The organism is Pseudomonas saudiphocaensis (genome assembly GCF_000756775.1).
GTDB lineage: Bacteria > Pseudomonadota > Gammaproteobacteria > Pseudomonadales > Pseudomonadaceae > Stutzerimonas > Stutzerimonas saudiphocaensis.
On record NZ_CCSF01000001.1, the window covers coordinates 1,576,146 to 1,593,508 of the forward strand.

The window sequence follows — 17,363 nt, forward strand, 5'->3', positions numbered from 1 at the left end:
TGACGGAGAACTGGCATGCCACAGGTTGATCCCGAACTTTTCGACCGCAGCCAGTTCCAGGCCGAATTGGCGCTCAAATCCAGCCCGATTCCGGCATTCAAGAAAGTCATTGCCAAAGCTCGCCAGGTCCTGGACGAACGGTTTCTCGCCGGACGCGATATCCGCCGGCTGATTACTGACCGCGCTTGGTTCATCGATCAGATCCTGCGCGCCGCCTGGTCCCGATTCGACTGGGACAAGGGTGCCGATATCGCTCTGGTCGCGGTGGGCGGCTACGGCCGCGGCGAGTTACATCCCTACTCCGATATTGACCTGCTGATCCTGCTCAACGATAGCGAGCAGGAACTGTTCCGTGACCCCATCGAAGGCTTTCTGACCCTGCTTTGGGACATCGGGCTCGAGGTGGGCCAAAGCGTCCGCTCGATAGCCGAGTGCGCCGAAGAGGCCCGCGCGGACCTGACCATCATTACCAACCTGATGGAAAGTCGCACCATTGCCGGCCCCGAGCACCTGCGTCAGAGCATGCTCAAGGTCACCAGCCCGAGCGAGATGTGGTCAAGCAAGGAGTTCTTCCTCGCCAAGCGCAACGAGCAGAACGCCCGCCACTCCAAGTACAACAACACCGAGTACAACCTGGAACCCAACGTCAAGGGTTCTCCCGGCGGTCTGCGCGACATCCAGACGATCCTGTGGATCGCCCGGCGCCAGTTCGGCAGCCTGAACCTGAGCGCCATTCTCGATCAGGGCTTTCTCACCGAGGGCGAATACTCACTACTGGTATCCAGCCAGGCCTTTATCTGGCGGGTCCGCTACGGGCTGCACATGCTCGCCGGCCGCGCCGAAGATCGTCTGCTGTTCGACTACCAGCGCAGCCTCGCCGCTCTGTTCGGCTACGAAGATAGCGACGCCAAGCTGGCCATTGAGCGTTTCATGCAGAAGTACTACCGGGTAGTGATGAGCATCTCCGAGCTCAGCGACCTGGTCGGCCAGCACTTTGCCGAAGTGATCCTTTGGGAAGGCGACAGCGGCGAGGCTGTCCCGCTCAACAGCCGCTTCCTGGTACGCGACAACTACCTTGAAGTAGCCAGGGATTCGGTATTCGTGCAACGCCCGTTCGCACTGCTTGAAGTATTCGTGCTGCTTGCACAGCACCCGGAGATCAAAGGGGTGCGCGCCGAAACCATCCGGTTGCTACGCGACCATCGCCACCTGATCGACGACGATTTCCGCAGCGACATCCGCAACACCAGCCTGTTTATCGAGCTGTTCAAGTGCCGGGAAGGCATCCATCGCAACCTGCGGAGGATGAATCGATACGGCATCCTGGGCCGCTACCTGCCGGAGTTCGGTCATATCGTCGGGCAGATGCAGCACGACCTTTTCCACATCTATACCGTCGATGCCCACACGCTCAACGTCATCAAATACCTGCGCAAGCTGAGCAAACCCGGCGTCGCCGAAAAATACCCGCTGGCGAGCAAGCTGGTGGAGCTGCTGCCAAAGCCCGAGCTCATCTACATTGCCGGTCTGTATCACGACATCGCCAAGGGCCGCGGTGGCGACCACTCCGAACTCGGAGCGGAAGATGCCCAGGCGTTCTGCGTACGTCACAAGTTACCGGCATGGGATACGCGCCTGGTGGTCTGGCTGGTTGCCAACCACCTGATCATGTCCACCACGGCGCAACGCAAGGATCTGTCCGACCCACAGGTGATCAACGACTTCGCCCAGATGGTCGGTGACGAGACCCACCTTGACTACCTCTACGTGCTCACCGTGGCGGACATCAATGCCACCAATCCGAGCCTCTGGAATTCTTGGCGCGCCAGCCTGCTGCGCCAGCTGCACAGCGAAACCCAACGCGCCCTGCGCCGCGGCCTGGAAAATCCGCTGGAGCGCGAGGAACAGATTCGCCAGACCCAGCGCGCCGCGCTCGACAGCCTGGTGCGCAACGGCACCGACCCGGATGATGCCGAACAACTCTGGGCACAGCTGGGTGATGACTACTTCCTGCGCCACTCCTCGTCCGACGTCGCCTGGCATACCGAGGCCATCCTGCAACACGGCGACAGCAGCGAGCCGCTGGTACTGATCCAGGAAACCACTCAACGCGAGTTCGAAGGCGGCACGCAGATCTTCATCTACGCAGCGGACCAGCATGACTTCTTCGCGGTGACCGTTGCCGCCATGGATCAGCTCAACCTGAACATCCACGATGCCCGCATCATCACCTCGAGCAGCCAGTTCACTCTGGACACCTATATTGTCCTGGACGCCGACGGCACGCCCATTGGCAACGACTCCGAACGCATCCAGGAAATCCGCCTAGGGCTGATCGAGGCACTACGCAGGCCGGAAGAATACCTGACGATCATCAAGCGCTACGTGCCCCGCCAGCTCAAGCACTTCGCCTTTCCGCCGCAGGTCACCATCCACAACGATGCGCAAAGGTTGCAGACCATTATCGAGGTCATCGCACCGGATCGCCCCGGTCTGCTGGCGCGTATCGGCCAACTGTTCCTGGATTTCGACCTCTCGGTGCAGAACGCCAAGATCGCCACCATGGGCGAGCGCGTCGAAGACGTGTTCTTCGTCACCAATGCGGACAATCAGCCGTTGTCAGATCCGCAGCTGTGCATCGAGCTGCAGCAGGCTCTGGTCAGGCAGCTGACGCAGGAAAACGAACACCAAGCCTCGCCCAGCAGCATCGAAATCTAACAGGTAATCGCCCGGGCGCTGTCAGTCCCAGGGCTTGCCCTGGGTTTTCTCGATGCGTTCCAGTTTCTGCTGCATGGCCGCCTTGGCCAGCATATGGGCGCTCACCGGTGCGGTGATAAACAGGAACAGAGTGATCAGCAGTTCGTGCAGGCTTAACCCGTCGTTGTGATAGCTGAAGAACAGCATCGAGGCGACCAAGACTCCTCCCACTCCAAGAGTGGTTGCCTTGGTCGGGCCGTGCAGGCGGGTATAAAAGTCAGGCAGGCGATACAGGCCTATCGCCCCGATCAGCGCAAAGATGCTGCCGATGATCAGAAACGCGCTGACCAGCAATTCAATCCAGAACGGCATGTACTTTCCTCAATCGATGATGTCGCCGTGCAGCAGATGCTTGCCCACCGCAACGGTACTGACAAAGCCCATTACCGCAATCAGCAGCGCTGCCTCGAAGAGCAGATCTGAAGCCAGCCAGATGCCGAAAATCACGATCAGTGCCAGGGCATTGATATACAACGTGTCGAGCGCCAGGACCCGGTCCGGCACCTCCGGCCCTTTGATCAGGCGAACCATATTGAGCGCCACCGCCACGCACAGCAGGCCCATGCAGAAGGGAATCACGTAGGCTAGCATTCGAAGATCTCCAGCAACGGCGCTTCGTAGCGGTTCATTACCTCAGCAACGACCGCCTCGACATCAGGCGCGTCCAGCGCATGCATCAACAGGCTTTTGTGATCGGGGCTCAGGCCAGCCGATACCGTACCGGGGGTCAGCGAGACAATGCTGGTCAGGACTGCCAGAACGAACTCGTTTTCGATCCGCATGGGCATCAAGATAAACGCCGGCCGCAATTTCTCTTTCGGGCCAAGCACCAGCTTGGCCACATGGATATTGGCCACCACGATGTCGCAAAGCACCATCAGCATGAACCGCACCAGCTTGAGCGGCTTGCGTACACGGGGAATTTCGATAAGGAAGTCCGAAACCAGTAGGGGGATCGCCCAGCCGAGGAATAACCCCAGCACGATATGCCCGCCCCCCAGGGTGTTATTCAAGAGCAGCCAAAGCCCAGCTAGAAGCAACGTCAGCGCGGGATTGGGCAACAAACGAAACCTCTTCATGCCCCACCTCCCTGAATGATCTGCAGATAAGGACCGAGATCGAATAACTGTGCAGCCGTGGCCTGGACATAAGCCTGCACCGGCTGCGCAGCGACAACCAACAATACGCTGCCCAGCAACAGCCCAGTGACCGCAAGCATGCGCAATGGATCGGCCGGCATGGCAGGAGCTTCAACTGCAACGTCATTCACCCGCCAGAAGATAGCGCTTCCGGCACGGCTCAAAGTGATCACCATGCCAAGCCCACCCACTAACACCACCGGCCAAAGCGCCAGCGCACCGTTACCGGGCGATGCTGCCTGCAGCAACATGACCTTGCCCAGGAAACCTGAAAACGGCGGCAGCCCAGCTACCGAGATGGCGCCGCCGAAAAACAGCGTCCCCAGTAGCAATGGCTGTCGCAGGGCTGGCGCTAAGGCCAGATCGGAACCCGCCTCCCCCCTCTGACGGGCAATCAGATCCGCCAGCAGGAACAGGCCGCCAGCAACCAGTGTGCTGTGGATCAGGTAGTAGAGTGCAGCACTTAGCCCACTCTCGGTGCCAAGGGCATAGCCTGCCAGCAGGGTTCCCACCGAAACCACCACCAGGTACGAGAGCAGAATCTGCAGATTGCGCGCCGCGAGCGCACCCAGCACACCGGCGGCCAAGGTCAGCATCGACAGTGGCCACAACCAGTCGAGCACCATATTGTTGAGCACGCCCGCCTCGCTGCCGAAGATCAGCGTGAACACCCGGACAATCGCATAGAGACCAAGCTTGGTCATGATCGCGAACAGCGCCGCCACTGCAGCCGGTGCCGCGGCATAGGCGCGAGGAAGCCAGAAGTACAGCGGCAGGATCGCCCCCTTGAGACCGAACACTACCAGCAGCAAATAGCCCGCCGCCGCCAGCAGTGGCGCATCGGCAGGATCGGCCGCTGCAACCCGGATCGCCAGGTCAGGTATGTTCAATGTGCCGGTCAGTCCATAGAGCATGCTCACGCCGATCAGGAACAGCCCGGAGCCCAGGAGGTTCAGAACCACGTAGGGCATGCCGGCCCGCACTCGCTGGGCGCCATTGCCGTAGACCAGCAAGCCGTAGGAAGAGATCAGCAGAATCTCGAAGAACACGAACAGGTTGAACAGATCGCCCGTGAGGAAGGCGCCATTGATGCCGGCCAGCTGGAACTGGAACAACGCATGGAAGTTCGGCCCTTTTTCGTCTCCCCCACGCGACGCATAGAGAACGGCGAAGCCGGCCAGGACCGCAGTCAGCAGCAGCATCATCGCGCTCAGGCGATCGAGCAGCAGCATGATGCCGAAAGGCGGCAGCCAATTGCCCAGCTGGTAAACGAACAGGGTTCCGCTATTGGCTTGCAGCAGCAGCGCAAGCGTCAGCGGCACCAGCAGCCAGGTTGCCAACAGCGACACCGTACGCTTGAAGGGTTTGCTCAGTCTGTGGGTAATCAGCAGCAGTGCGCCAACCAGCAGTGGCAGCAGAATCGGAAGGATTAACACATGATTCATTCGCGCGGCTCCTGGCCGTCAACATGATCGGTTTTCAACTCACCCAAGGCGCGCAGAGAAAGCACCACGACAAATGCGGTCATGGCAAAACCGATGACAATGGCGGTCAATACCAACGCCTGCGGAAGCGGATCGCCATATTCCGCGCTTTTGCCGATAACGGCCGGCGCCCCCGTGGTCAGCCGACCCATGGCAAAAATGAACAGGTTCACCGCGTAGGAAATGAGCGTCAGCCCCATTACCACCGGAAACACTCGTGCCCGCAAAAGCAGATAAACACCGCTGGCCATCATGATGCCCAGCGTAATCGCTAATACAGCTTCCATCAGAGGATCTCCTTGCATGACTCGTCCTGACTGACGTGGCCCATATTGGACAAGATCAGCAGGGTGGCGCCGACTACCGTCAGATAGACGCCCAGATCAAACAGCATGGCTGTAGCCAGTTCGAACTCGCCAATAAAGGGAAGATGGAAGTGATCGAACGCCGAGGTCAGAAACGGATAGCCGAACAGCCAGCTGCCTATGCCCGTTAACCCCGCGATCAGCACGCCGAGCCCGGCGATGCCGTGGTAGCTGAAAGGTTGGCGTTGCTCCGCCCAGGTCACGCCATGGGAAATATATTGCAGGATCAATGCAACTGCGGTGATCAGGCCGGCAATGAAGCCGCCTCCCGGCATGTTGTGGCCGCGCAGGAAGATGAACACGGAGATCAACAAGGCCATCGGCAATACCGTACGCGATAGTACATCCAGCACCATCGGATGACTGTCGGTACTCCAGAGCCGCCCACCATAGTCGCGGCGGGGATAAGGCAGGTGCAATCCGAACAGCAATCCATAGATACCGATCCCGGCAATGGCCAGAACCGATATTTCGCCGAACGTATCGAAACCCCTGAAATCCACCAGAATCACGTTGACTACGTTGGTGCCGCCGCCACCCGAAACGCTGTTCTCCAGAAAAAACGACGCGATACTGTTGTAAGGGCGCGTCAAGACGGCATAGGTCAGCATGGCGATCATGGTGCCAAAACCGCCGGCCAGGACCAGATCTCGGAGTGCACGCAGACTGCTCGACTCAGCGGGAGTCCGATCTGGCACAAAGTACAGCGTCAGAATAAGAAGGATGATGGTCACTACCTCAACCGACAGCTGAGTCAGCGCCAGATCAGGTGCCGAGAAGCGGGCAAAGGCAAGGGCCACCAGCATTCCGACGACACTGAGGATGACCAGCGCCACCAGCCGCCTGCGGTGAAAGAGCACCGTCAGCACCGAGGCCAGGCAAAGAATCAGCATGCCAAAGACGGTGAAGACATCCGGCGTGGTCAGCGCAACCTTTCCGCCAAGCGCCTGCAGCGGCGCCAGCGCATATACCACCAGTACCAGCGAACTGAATAACACCAGCGCCAGATAGCGCTGCAGTGAACCGTTATCCAGGCGCTCGGTCATCCAACGTGCACCTTTGGTGATCTCGCTGATCACACGCCGGAACACCTCCAGCGAATCGACGCGGGGAAGCCCTTCGTACCATTGAAATATCCACTTGCGCAGTGCATAGATCAGTACCCCACCGACCAGTGCAACAAAGCTCATCAACAGCGGCAGGTTGAAACCGTGCCATATCGAAAGGCTGTATTCGGGCACCGTGCCATTGAGAGTTCCCGAGACCGCAGCTCCCAGGAGCGGCGCAACGGTGTACGCCGGAACCATCCCCACCATCAGGCACAGCAGCACCAGAATCTCCACCGGAATCTTCATGTAGCGCGCCGGCTCATGCGGGGGATACTTGGGCAGGTCAATAGGCTCGCCATTGAAGAACACGTCGTGCACGAAGCGCAGCGAATAGGCCACCGCAAAAGCACCGGCCAGAGTCGCCAGCGCCGGTATGGTCCAGTAAAAGCTGCCCAGCAGATGCTGGTCCAAGGTTTCGGCAAAGAACATTTCCTTACTCAGGAAACCATTGAGCAAGGGCACGCCAGCCATGGCCAGCGAGGCAATCATTGCCAGCACTGCCGTGTGGGGCATGTATTTCATCAGACCGTTGATTCGCCGCATGTCGCGGATTCCGGTCTCATGATCGATGATGCCCGCGGCCATGAACAGCGAGGCCTTGAAGGTAGCGTGGTTGATGATGTGGAAGATGGCCGCCACTGCCGCCAGGCGCGAGTCGAGGCCGAAGAGCAAAGTGATAAGCCCCAGATGGCTAATCGTCGAGTAGGCCAGCAAGCCCTTGAGGTCGTGCTGGAAAAGCGCCATGACCGCGCCAAACAGCAGTGTCGCCAGCCCGGTCATGCTGACCAGGTAGAACCACCATTCCGAGTCCGAAAGTGCCGGATACAGCCGAGCCAACAGGAACACGCCGGCCTTGACCATGGTGGCCGAATGCAGAAAGGCCGAAACCGGAGTCGGCGCTGCCATCGCCTGCGGCAGCCAGAAGTGGAACGGGAACTGTGCAGACTTGGTGAATACTCCCAGCAACACCAAAATCAATGCCAGCGGGTAAAGAGTATGCGCCCGGATTAGGTCGCCGGAGGCCAGCACCGTAGTCAACTCGTAGCTGCCAACGATATGACCAATCAACAGAAGACCGGCCAGCAATGCCAGGCCGCCGCCGCCGGTCACTGCCAGCGCCATACGAGCGCCCTGGCGCGCATCGGAGCGATGATTCCAGAAACCGATCAGCAGGAACGAAGAGAGGCTGGTCAGCTCCCAGAACATCATCATCAGCAATAGATTTTCGGACAACACCACGCCCAGCATGGCGCCCATGAACAACAGGAAGAACCCATAAAAGCGCCCCATCGGATCTTTTTTCGACAGGTAGTAACGCGCATACAGAATGACCAGCAAGCCAATTCCGAGAATCAGCAAGGCAAACAGGAAACCCAGCCCATCCAGCCTGAGACTCAGGTTCAGGCCAAGCTCCGGTAGCCAGGGCAACATCTGCACTTCGACTTCACCGGCAAATACGGCTTCTCGTTTGGACATGAGGAGAATCAATGCCGCCAGAGGGCCCAACCCTGCGGCAAACGCGCAGGCAGACCGACCAAGCCTTGCAAATAGCAGCGGCAGGCAGATGCCTAGAAATGGCAAAGCGATTATTAGCGCAAGCGCCATGAGTAAAACCCCTTGAGCCGCGCGGGTACGCAGCAGTTAAATCCTTGGTAGGCCAGCATTTGGCCCAAAGAGGCACGGCGGCGTGCGACGATTATCCACACCGACTGCCGTAACGTCATGGATTCATATATTTCGAAAAAAAAACACGGACTGCCCAGAGCAGACCGCGCTTACCCACATAGCGGGCTCATTTTTTACTGAAGGGCACGCAAAGCCGGCGTGCCTGGAGGACGCGTCAGGGGGCGATACGACTGGTGCCATTAACGGTCATAACGCGCACTCGCTGCCCCACGCGAAAGACCTGATTGGGCTCGACCTGCTGCACATAGGCACGCAAGCTGCCATCGTCCTCTCGCAGGGTAATTTCCACACCCTGGGTGCGTGTGATGCCTTCTTCTGCCGCGGCGCCCAGCATGCCGCCAGCCACCGCGCCAATTACGGCAGCCACTGCGCTGCCACGCCCGCCGCCAACACCACTGCCGGCAATACCACCAACAACAGCACCAGCGCCGCCGCCGATGGGCGTCTTGGTTCCCTCGATCTTGACCGGGCGCAAAGACTCGATGGTGCCGTAGCGAACAGTCTGCACGGTCCGGGCTTCGTCACGAGAATAGGAGTCACCAGTTAGGTTAGATGTACAACCGCCCACGATCAGAACCATGACGGTGAACGAAGCAACTAATACAGGGTTGCGCATATGTACTCTCCTAGATGGTATTGACCTCGACACCGATAGGACCTGCAGCGCAGAGCCCTTGGCAACAGACGCGTCCTGACTCAACATGTTCCGGATGCCTTGCCCGTTTTTATCGGTGGCGAACACACGAAGACCTTTGATAAGTCTCTACTTTAACCGACGCCATCCCGTCACGCACAGGCGAAACACATCCGGCCACACAAGAGAACCCCCATGGATTATTTCATCATAGCCGTCACCACCATTGCCGGCCTGGTATTTCATGCCTGGCTATTCGTACGTTTCAGGCGCTGGGCAGACCGGGATCTGGCGCTCTCTCTGGCAGGAAGCGACCCGGACAAACGTACCTGGATATTGGAGCGTCTGGCAGCGGCAAAAGCCGCCAAGGTCAAACGAAAGGATTTGCAAGGCTGGCTGGAGCGGGAACTGGAAAGTTACAACTGATCGAACCGGCATATGCTCCGGCGTTGCGCCGGAGCCGCGGGCATAGACTCAGGGCGCGAGGCGCTCACGCTGCCAATCGTTGGCTACGAGTCGATAATTGAGCCGATCATGCAGGCGACTGGTTCGCCCTTGCCAGAACTCGATCCGCTCCGGGAGCAGTCGATAACCGCCCCAATGCGGCGGGCAATGCGGTGCCTTATCGAGAAAGCGCAATTCGGCTTCGGCAAGCAGACGCTCGAGCTCCGCCCGGTCACGGATCACCCGACTTTGCGGCGAAGCCCAGGCTCCCAGGCGACTACCCAGCGGCCTTATCTGAAAGTAGGCGTCCGAATCGGCAGCACTGACCTTCTCGACTCGCCCTTCGATGCGCACCTGCCGCTCAAGGGCCGGCCAGAAGAAGGTCATCGCCGCGTACGGGCAAGCCTCAAGCTGCTCGGCCTTGGCGCTTTCATAGTTGCTGAAGAAGGTGAAACCGCGCTCATCGAGCGCCTTGAGCAACAGCACGCGGCAATGGGGACGCCCTTGCGCATCAACCGTAGCCACGGTCATCGCGTTGGGCTCGACCGGTAATTTTTCGGTCTTCAGGGCGTCATCAAACCACTGGCGGAACAGGGAAAAAGGCTCATTCGGCGCTTGAGCTTCACTGAGTCCATCACGCGTGTAGTCGCGGCGCATATCAGCCAGGGTCTGGGTCATCGCGGGCCTTCCTGAATCAGTCGAAGTCTAAGCTTAATCGGTTTGACCCCGCCCCGCGCTTGACTCAGCGCAAAACTATCCGAGGCCGAGCCTCGGATTGCATGCGCAGGCTTACTCGGCCTTTTTGCTCACTTCGGCTGCGGCCACCTGGGTCGGCGGCGTATTGTACTGACTGATCAGCGCAAGCAGCGTGGCTTGCGGTGCCAGCATCATCTCGACGCGGCGGTTCAGTGCACGCCCTTCCTCATGCTCGTTGGAGGCCCGAGGCATATCTGAACCCATACCACGGATGCGCAACCTGTCATGCTTGAGCCCGCTGAGACGGAAAATCGCTGCCACCGCGCCGGCGCGCTGACGGCTGATGGTACGGTTGATTTCCACCGAACCCGTGCTGTCGGCATGCCCTAAAACCACGACCGCGGTCTTCTCATCATTCTCGACCAGTTTCGCCACCCGACTGATCGGGCCCAGCGTTACGGGTAGCAGCATGCCCGGACGATCCGGATTGAAGCTGGCGTCTACCGGCGCCGTAACCACCAACAGCCCCTTGCGGCGCTCGACTTCAAAGCTGCTTTCCTTGAGAGCATCACGCAGGCGAGGCTCGTAGTCATCCAGCCAGGCATGATCGATCACCGGCTCCAGCGGCGCTGCAGCAGTTGGCTTTTCACCCTTGCTGCTACAGCCGGCAAGAATCATAAGCAGGATCAGAAAGGAGCTTTTCAGCAGATTCATGTTGCGAGTTCCGTGGGTAAGTATTGATGCGGGCAGCTGGTAGACAGCATAAGCAAGGATTTGCTTCAGATTGTGGACGCAGGTCCTTGTTCTGAAAAGTGATGTCGAGACAAACAGACGAGCGGCTTAACCCAAGCACGCACTTGCCACGCGCGCCAGACGCTGCGCCCGCGGATCCATCAACACGTAGGGTCCCAGAGTATTGGTGACAAATCCGAAAGCCAGTTCTCGTTGTGGGTCAGCGAACCCGATGCAGCCACCCGCCCCGGGATGACCGAAGGCACCTGGCCCCATTCCGAAAGTGGCATTGGGCACCTCGGGCTGATCCAGCCAGCACCCCAGCGCAAAGCGGGTGCGCGTCAAAAGAGTGCGGTCCTCTCCGACACTGTGTTCGCGCGCCATTTCGGTAAGCAGCATCGGATCGAGCAAATCGCCAGTTAGCAGCCCCTGATAGAAACCGGCCAGCGAGCGCGCATTGCCATGCCCATTGGCTGCGGGCTGCGTCATGCGTCGCCACTCCGGCTTGTTGGCGCTGTTCATGACTGACGGCGGATTGCTGAAGGCCCGCGCCGTCAGCGATTGCGGATCGCCCATCATCGCTGTGAGCAGACGCTGACTGGCCGCATCACCAAAGTTGTTCTTCTGCCGTGTCAGGTAGGCGACACGATGATCCTCGGCCGCATCGAGGCCAATGTGCAGATCCAGGTCCAGCGGGCCGGCGATACGGGCAACAATCGCCTCACCTGGCTCGCGACCGTCGGCACGGCGAATCAACTCACCCAGTAGCCAGCCATAGGTGATGGCGGCGTAGCCATGGCCTTCACCGGGTGTCCACCACGGCTGCTCGGCGGCCAACGCGGCGGTCATGGTGTCCCAGTCATATAGCGCCTCGGCAGGCAGTGGTCGGCGAATCGCCGGTAACCCCGCCTGATGACTGAGCAGCTGGCGCAGGGTGACGTCCTGCTTGCCGTTGGCGCCAAATTCAGGCCAGAGCCGCGCGACCGGCGCATCGAGCTGCAGCTTGCCTTCGTCGACCAGCTGCATGGCTGCCACGGCCGTCAGGGTTTTGGTGCAGGAGAACAGGTTGACCAGGGTATCGCTATGCCAGGCCTGCTCGCCGGCGTTGTCAGCGCTGCCCGCCCACAGATCGACTACTGTCTCGCCGCCGACCATCACGCATACCGCAGCGCCTCGCTGCCCACCCTCTTCGAAGAGCTCCTGAAAGCACTCCCTGAGCGCCTCGAAACGCAGATCGAAATAGCCTTGAATCTCCACGCCTGGTCTCCCCTGTTTTCTAGTCAATCTCACGACGAAACGGCGGCAGGGCACTGAGAATGGCCCGGCCGTAACGCTGGGTCACCACCCGGCGATCGAGCAGAGTGATGGTGCCGCGATCTTCTTCACTACGCAGCAAGCGTCCGCAGGCCTGCACCAGGCGCAGCGAGGCGTCGGGAACCGCAATTTCCATAAACGGATTGCCGCCACGCGCCTCGATCCACTCCGCCAGCGCCGCCTCCACCGGATCATCCGGGACGGCGAAGGGAATCTTGGCGATCACCACGTGCTCACAATAGGCACCGGGCAGATCGACGCCCTCGGAAAAACTGGCCAGCCCGAAGAGCACACTGTCTTTGCCTTCGTCCACCCGCGCCTTGTGCTTGTTCAGGGTTTCCTGTTTGGACAGGTTGCCTTGGATCAGCACCCGCTTGCGCCAGTCCCGCTCCAGGCCGTCGAATACATCCTGCATCTGCTTACGCGATGAAAACAGCACCAGGGTTCCGCGCGAGCCCTCCACAAGCTGCGGCAGCTCACGAATGATGGCCGCCGTGTGGGCCGTGGCATCACGCGGATCGGCTTGCAGGTCGGGTACCCGCAGCACACCGGCATCGGCGTGCTGGAAGGGGCTCGGCACTACCGCAGTCACTGCGCAACGCGGCAATCCGGCGCGCATGCGGTAGCGGTCGAAGCTGTTAAGCGCCGTGAGCGTTGCGGAGGTCACCAGCGCGCCATAACAGATATTCCACAAATTGCGTCGCAGGGTTTCAGCCGCAAGGATTGGGCTGGCATTGACCTCGATATCGAACAGAGCACCACCCTCGGCCAGCGTCAGCCAACGCGCCATTGGCGGGCTGTCCTCGGGGTCCTCGGCGGTGAAGGCGGTCCACAGCTCCCAGTTACCCTGAGCACGAGTCAGCAGACTGCCGAACAGCGGATACCACTCCTCCGCCTGATGACTGGCAATGCCGACGCCAGACTCGGTATCCATCGCTTCCTTGAGCAACTCGGCCAGGCGCGTGAACAAGTCGGTCAGCTTGGCAAAGCCCTTTTTCAGCTCGCCCCCCATCTCCAGCAGGTGCTCGGGTACTACGCCGCCCACAAAGCGGTGACGCGGCCGCTCTCGGCCTTCCATATCTTCGCCAGGCCTGAAATCAGCCAACTGTTCGCAGGCGCTGAACATGAACTGCTGCTGGCTACGCAGATCGCGGGCGATTTCCGGCACTGCTTCGATCAGGCGCCCCAGATCGCCCGGTAAAGGGTGCTGAGCGAGCAGCTTGGTCAGGTTCTTTTCCACCTGCCCCAACCAGTCAGCCGTAGAACGCAAGCGGGTGAAGTGGGCGAAGTGGCCGATCGCCTTGTCCGGCAGGTGATGACCTTCGTCAAACACGTATAGCGTGTCACGCGGATCGGGCAACACTGCGCCGCCGCCAAGCGCCAGGTCGGCGAGCACCATGTCGTGGTTGGTCACGATGACATCGACCTTGGTCATGCCTTCGCGTGCCTTGTAGAAGGCGCACTGCTGGAAGTTGGGGCAATGGCGGCTGGTGCACTGACTGTGATCGGTCGTCAACCGCGCCCAGTCGCTATCGTCCAGCTCCTCGGGCCAGCTGTCGCGGTCACCATCCCAACGGTTACCGGCGAGCTTCTCGATCATGCTGCCGTAGAGCTTCTGGCTGCGCTCGTCCACATCGATATGGAAGCCCTCATCCTCGAACAGCTGAGCAGTGGCACTTTGCGCCTGGCCTTCCTGCAGCAGCGCGTCGAGTCGCGACAGGCATAGATAACGACCGCGGCCCTTGGCCAGTGAAAAGGAAAAGTCCAAACCACTGTTGCGCATCAGATCGGGCAGATCCTTGTGCACGATCTGCTCCTGTAGCGCGACCGTGGCGGTAGCGATGACCAGCCGCTTCCCCGCCGCTTTGGCCGCCGGTATCGCTGCCAAGCTGTAGGCCACCGTCTTGCCGGTTCCGGTCCCCGCCTCGACTGTGACGATGGCCGGCTCGCCGTCTCGCCGGCCTTCGTCGTCGGCCTCGATTGCTCCCAGCACTTTCGCGACCTCGGCAATCATCAGGCGCTGGCCGTAACGAGGCTTAAGGCCTTTAGCTTCGAGAAAGCGGGTATAGGCGCCCTGAATCTGGGTTTTGAGTTCGGTGCTGAGCATGGGCGTAGGTGCTGTATATATTTTCAGTACTTCGAGGGGTGGCTATGATAGCGCGCGTTCTCTTCGGGAACCTCTGAAAACATTACAGGAGATCTGCATGACCCCTTTCGCCCTGCTCTACTCGCTGCATGTGCTCGCCGCCGTGATCTGGGTAGGCGGCATGTTTTTCGCCTGGATGATCCTGCGGCCCGCCGCGGTTTCCGAGCTGCAGCCGCCGGAACGCCTGCGACTCTGGGCCGAGGTGTTTCGGCGCTTCTTCCAGTGGGTCTGGCTTGCAGTGCTGGTATTGCCGATCAGCGGTATCGGCCTCTGGCACTTGCGCTTCGACAACCTGGCGGCAGCACCCCGCTATGTGCACGTCATGGCCGGGCTGTACCTAGTCATGCTTGCGCTGTTCCTGCGCATCCAGCTGCTGCAGCTTCCCAGGCTCAAGCGCGCCATTGCCGCACAAAACTGGCCTGAAGGCGGCGCAACACTGGGCGGCATCCGCCGACTGGTAGGCATCAATCTGCTGCTGGGCATTGTAGTTGTGGCACTGGCCAGTGCCCGCCCGCTGCTCTGAGGGAAGGACTACCTAACTCATAAGAAGGCCTTTTAGCCGCCCATAAAAAAGCCGGGCGCAACGCCCGGCTTCGAGGTTTCAACAAGTCCGTCAAGGACGCGCTTCTACCTCAGCTTCCACGCGGCGGTTGATGGCACGGCCTTCCTCGGTCGAGTTGTCGGCAACCGGACGGGACTCACCATAGCCGACTGCGTCAACACGACTGGCGTCCAGGCCATGCTGATTGACCAGCACGTCGCGCACGGCATTGGCTCGACGCTCGGACAGACGCTGGTTATAGGCATCGGTACCTACCGAGTCGGTGTGACCTTCAACGACAGTAGAAGTCTGGCCGTACTGCTTCATAAAGTCCGCCAGGTTCTGGATGTCGGCCATACTGTCCTGCTTGACCACAGCGCGGTCGAAGTCGAACTTGACGTCAAGCTCAACGCGTACCGGCTCGGCAACAGGCTCTGGCTCTTCAGCCATCGGAGCGGGCTCAACCGTCTCGACCACGGCAACGGTCTGCTCTTCGGTGCCGTTGGCCAGGCAGTAAGCCGCCGCCACACCGGCGCCGATCAGCGCACCGTAGCCCGTATAGGTGCTGCTCTCTATCGCACCCAGCGCCGCACCGGTGACACCACCTACTGCCGCACAGGTGGGCCAATCCTGTTTCTGTACCCCTGCACAACCGGCCAGAAAGGTAGTCATCACAATCACGGGTACTGCTGTCCGTAAAGTACTCATCGGTAAAGCCTCCTGGTATGAGATCGACCGGAGCGCATGCAGCAACGCACAAATTGCTCCAGCTATAACGAGACTAGGCCGGCAAGCGCCGCCGCGCTAGTCTTCAAACCGAACAGGCTCTAAAGAGACGCGCAGGCCGCAAAAGCAATGAGCAGGCCTTGCTCACTGAATCTGTGACCCGGTTGTGCAGTAGCAGGTTCCGAAACCTTCATATGCAGGCCAGAGCTGCATCCGCCGAAACCAGACAAGTGTGACTAACATGACGACTCAAGTTACAGGCAATGCCCACTGCCCTTGTGGCAGCGGCGACCTACTCAATGCCTGCTGCGGCCGCTACCACGCCGGAGCGCCCGCGCCCAGCGCAGAGCGGCTGATGCGATCGCGCTACAGCGCTTATGTACTGGGGCTGATTGATTACCTGCAGGCCACCACCCTGCCCGCCCAGCAGGCTTCGCTGGACTTGCAGGCGATGCGCGACTGGAGCGCCGCAAGCACCTGGCTTGGGCTTGACGTTGAACACAGCCAGCTACTGGGCGGGCAACCTGAACATGCTCTGGTGACCTTTACCGCGCGCTGGCACGACCAGGCCGGCGCACATGCTCATCAGGAGCGCTCAGCGTTCGTACAGCACGAAGGCAGATGGTACTTCATCGACCCGACTACCCCGCTTAAAGCCGGGCGCAACGATCCCTGCCCCTGCGGCAGCGAGCAGAAGTTCAAGAAATGCTGCGCGCCTTATCTATAAAAAAGCCGGCAGACGCATCGCGCCGACCGGCCTTTGAACCCCGATACGGACCCTACTTTTCCACGAACGCCCGCTCGATCAGGTAGTGCCCCGGATCGCCCATCCGCGGTGAAGCCTTAAGCCCGAAACTGTCCAGCACTTCGCTGGTTTCGCTCAGCATGCTCGGGCTGCCGCAGATCATCGCGCGGTCATCCTCGGGATTGATGGGCGGCAGGCCTATGTCGCTGAACAATTTGCCGCTGCGCATCAGATCGGTCAGCCGACCCTGATTTTCGAAGGGCTCGCGGGTGACTGTCGGGTAGTAGATCAGCTTTTCCTTCAGCTCCTCGCCAAAGAACTCGTTCTGCGGCAGGTGACCAGTGATGAAGTCTCGGTAGGCCACTTCATTGACGTAGCGGACACCATGCACGAGCACGACCTTTTCGAAGCGCTCGTAGACTTCCGGATCCTGAATCACACTCATGAAAGGTGCGAGGCCAGTGCCGGTGCTGAGCAGGTAAAGGTGCTTGCCCGGCAGCAGATCGCCCAGCACCAGCGTGCCGGTCGGCTTGCGGCTGACCATCAGCGAGTCGCCTTCCTTGAGATGCTGCAGACGCGATGTGAGCGGCCCATTCGGCACCTTGATACTGAAGAACTCAAGATGTTCCTCGTAGTTCGGGCTGGCGATACTGTAGGCACGCATCAGCGGACGCCCTTCGACTTCCAGACCGATCATGACGAACTGACCGTTCTCGAAACGCAGCCCCTGGTTACGCGTGGTCTTGAAACTGAACAGCGTGTCATTCCAGTGATGCACACTGAGGACTCGCTCGACGTTCAGGTTGCTCATGTACGAATACCCCTTCTAGTGCGCGACGGCGCAT

At 60.0% G+C, this 17,363-nt stretch carries 16 protein-coding genes and 1 pseudogene; 4 read left to right on the forward strand and 13 right to left on the reverse strand.

What is annotated here, in order from left to right; genetic code table 11:
• Positions 1–15: 15 nt before the first annotated feature.
• Positions 16–2,718 carry a [protein-PII] uridylyltransferase gene (locus tag BN1079_RS07330; protein WP_037023328.1) on the forward strand — a complete coding sequence of 901 codons (2,703 nt, stop codon included), beginning with the start codon at positions 16–18 and terminating at the stop codon, positions 2,716–2,718.
• A 21-nt stretch (positions 2,719–2,739) separates the two neighbouring features.
• Here BN1079_RS07330 and BN1079_RS07335 read toward each other — a convergent pair whose 3' ends face one another.
• The 7 genes from BN1079_RS07335 to BN1079_RS07365 all read right to left on the reverse strand — a co-directional run bounded on the left by BN1079_RS07335 (position 2,740) and on the right by BN1079_RS07365 (position 9,156).
• Positions 2,740–3,069: a Na+/H+ antiporter subunit G gene (locus BN1079_RS07335; RefSeq protein ID WP_037023330.1), complete on the reverse strand. Its 330-nt coding sequence runs from the start codon at positions 3,067–3,069 to the stop codon at positions 2,740–2,742.
• Between the two features lie 9 nt (positions 3,070–3,078).
• A complete protein-coding gene (locus BN1079_RS07340; RefSeq protein ID WP_037023331.1) occupies positions 3,079–3,348 on the reverse strand; it encodes a K+/H+ antiporter subunit F in 270 nt (89 codons plus the stop codon).
• On the reverse strand, positions 3,342–3,836 hold the full coding sequence (locus tag BN1079_RS07345) for a Na+/H+ antiporter subunit E (protein ID WP_037023333.1): 495 nt from the start codon (positions 3,834–3,836) through the stop codon (positions 3,342–3,344). The genes BN1079_RS07340 and BN1079_RS07345 overlap by 7 nt, the downstream gene beginning before the upstream one ends.
• Entirely contained in the window at positions 3,833–5,341 is a 1,509-nt protein-coding gene (locus BN1079_RS07350; protein ID WP_037023334.1) for a monovalent cation/H+ antiporter subunit D, read from the reverse strand. Before BN1079_RS07350 ends, BN1079_RS07345 begins: the two co-directional genes overlap by 4 nt.
• Positions 5,338–5,667 (reverse strand): Na+/H+ antiporter subunit C, encoded by a 330-nt coding sequence (locus BN1079_RS07355; protein WP_037023335.1) that lies wholly within the window; start codon positions 5,665–5,667, stop codon positions 5,338–5,340. The genes BN1079_RS07350 and BN1079_RS07355 overlap by 4 nt, the downstream gene beginning before the upstream one ends.
• A complete protein-coding gene (locus tag BN1079_RS07360; protein WP_037023337.1) occupies positions 5,667–8,459 on the reverse strand; it encodes a monovalent cation/H+ antiporter subunit A in 2,793 nt (930 codons plus the stop codon). Before BN1079_RS07360 ends, BN1079_RS07355 begins: the two co-directional genes overlap by 1 nt.
• Before the next feature lie 235 nt (positions 8,460–8,694).
• Positions 8,695–9,156 carry an outer membrane lipoprotein gene (locus BN1079_RS07365; RefSeq protein ID WP_037023338.1) on the reverse strand — a complete coding sequence of 154 codons (462 nt, stop codon included), beginning with the start codon at positions 9,154–9,156 and terminating at the stop codon, positions 8,695–8,697.
• 213 nt (positions 9,157–9,369) lie between these two features.
• On the opposite strand from BN1079_RS07365, the gene BN1079_RS07370 reads away from it, so the two are divergent.
• Positions 9,370–9,600: a hypothetical protein gene (locus BN1079_RS07370; RefSeq protein ID WP_037023339.1), complete on the forward strand. Its 231-nt coding sequence runs from the start codon at positions 9,370–9,372 to the stop codon at positions 9,598–9,600.
• A gap of 48 nt (positions 9,601–9,648) precedes the next feature.
• Here the strand turns inward: BN1079_RS07370 and pdxH are convergent, their stop codons facing one another.
• From pdxH to dinG, 4 genes are all read right to left on the reverse strand, one after another.
• On the reverse strand, positions 9,649–10,296 hold the full coding sequence (gene pdxH, locus BN1079_RS07375) for a pyridoxamine 5'-phosphate oxidase (RefSeq protein ID WP_037023340.1): 648 nt from the start codon (positions 10,294–10,296) through the stop codon (positions 9,649–9,651).
• A 111-nt stretch (positions 10,297–10,407) separates the two neighbouring features.
• Positions 10,408–11,028 (reverse strand): OmpA family protein, encoded by a 621-nt coding sequence (locus BN1079_RS07380; RefSeq protein ID WP_037023342.1) that lies wholly within the window; start codon positions 11,026–11,028, stop codon positions 10,408–10,410.
• A 126-nt stretch (positions 11,029–11,154) separates the two neighbouring features.
• Positions 11,155–12,303: an EstA family serine hydrolase gene (locus BN1079_RS07385; RefSeq protein WP_037023344.1), complete on the reverse strand. Its 1,149-nt coding sequence runs from the start codon at positions 12,301–12,303 to the stop codon at positions 11,155–11,157.
• 19 nt (positions 12,304–12,322) lie between these two features.
• Positions 12,323–14,467: an ATP-dependent DNA helicase DinG gene (gene dinG / locus BN1079_RS07390; protein ID WP_037023345.1), complete on the reverse strand. Its 2,145-nt coding sequence runs from the start codon at positions 14,465–14,467 to the stop codon at positions 12,323–12,325.
• Positions 14,468–14,564: 97 nt separating this feature from the next.
• On the opposite strand from dinG, the gene BN1079_RS07395 reads away from it, so the two are divergent.
• Positions 14,565–15,029, forward strand: coding sequence for a CopD family protein (locus tag BN1079_RS07395; protein ID WP_037023346.1), 465 nt, complete (start codon positions 14,565–14,567; stop codon positions 15,027–15,029).
• A 90-nt stretch (positions 15,030–15,119) separates the two neighbouring features.
• On the opposite strand, the pseudogene BN1079_RS17805 reads toward BN1079_RS07395, so the two are convergent.
• Positions 15,120–15,476 (reverse strand): annotated as a pseudogene (locus BN1079_RS17805) (OmpA family protein); the annotation flags it as partial.
• A gap of 538 nt (positions 15,477–16,014) precedes the next feature.
• Here BN1079_RS17805 and BN1079_RS07405 point away from each other — a divergent pair.
• Positions 16,015–16,500, forward strand: a complete 486-nt coding sequence (locus BN1079_RS07405; RefSeq protein ID WP_037023348.1) for a YchJ family protein — start codon at positions 16,015–16,017, stop codon at positions 16,498–16,500.
• A 52-nt stretch (positions 16,501–16,552) separates the two neighbouring features.
• Here the strand turns inward: BN1079_RS07405 and fpr are convergent, their stop codons facing one another.
• Positions 16,553–17,329 (reverse strand): ferredoxin-NADP reductase, encoded by a 777-nt coding sequence (gene fpr / locus BN1079_RS07410; RefSeq protein WP_037023350.1) that lies wholly within the window; start codon positions 17,327–17,329, stop codon positions 16,553–16,555.
• Positions 17,330–17,363 lie beyond the last annotated feature (34 nt).

Coding starts and splice junctions, on each gene's coding strand:
- BN1079_RS07330 (WP_037023328.1), top strand. CDS start 16: ATGCCACAGGTTGATCCCGAACTTTTCGACCGCAGCCAGTTCCAGGCC.
- BN1079_RS07335 (WP_037023330.1), bottom strand. CDS start 3,069: ATGCCGTTCTGGATTGAATTGCTGGTCAGCGCGTTTCTGATCATCGGC.
- BN1079_RS07340 (WP_037023331.1), bottom strand. CDS start 3,348: ATGCTAGCCTACGTGATTCCCTTCTGCATGGGCCTGCTGTGCGTGGCG.
- BN1079_RS07345 (WP_037023333.1), bottom strand. CDS start 3,836: ATGAAGAGGTTTCGTTTGTTGCCCAATCCCGCGCTGACGTTGCTTCTA.
- BN1079_RS07350 (WP_037023334.1), bottom strand. CDS start 5,341: ATGAATCATGTGTTAATCCTTCCGATTCTGCTGCCACTGCTGGTTGGC.
- BN1079_RS07355 (WP_037023335.1), bottom strand. CDS start 5,667: ATGGAAGCTGTATTAGCGATTACGCTGGGCATCATGATGGCCAGCGGT.
- BN1079_RS07360 (WP_037023337.1), bottom strand. CDS start 8,459: ATGGCGCTTGCGCTAATAATCGCTTTGCCATTTCTAGGCATCTGCCTG.
- BN1079_RS07365 (WP_037023338.1), bottom strand. CDS start 9,156: ATGCGCAACCCTGTATTAGTTGCTTCGTTCACCGTCATGGTTCTGATC.
- BN1079_RS07370 (WP_037023339.1), top strand. CDS start 9,370: ATGGATTATTTCATCATAGCCGTCACCACCATTGCCGGCCTGGTATTT.
- pdxH (WP_037023340.1), bottom strand. CDS start 10,296: ATGACCCAGACCCTGGCTGATATGCGCCGCGACTACACGCGTGATGGA.
- BN1079_RS07380 (WP_037023342.1), bottom strand. CDS start 11,028: ATGAATCTGCTGAAAAGCTCCTTTCTGATCCTGCTTATGATTCTTGCC.
- dinG (WP_037023345.1), bottom strand. CDS start 14,467: ATGCTCAGCACCGAACTCAAAACCCAGATTCAGGGCGCCTATACCCGC.
- BN1079_RS07395 (WP_037023346.1), top strand. CDS start 14,565: ATGACCCCTTTCGCCCTGCTCTACTCGCTGCATGTGCTCGCCGCCGTG.
- BN1079_RS07405 (WP_037023348.1), top strand. CDS start 16,015: ATGACGACTCAAGTTACAGGCAATGCCCACTGCCCTTGTGGCAGCGGC.
- fpr (WP_037023350.1), bottom strand. CDS start 17,329: ATGAGCAACCTGAACGTCGAGCGAGTCCTCAGTGTGCATCACTGGAAT.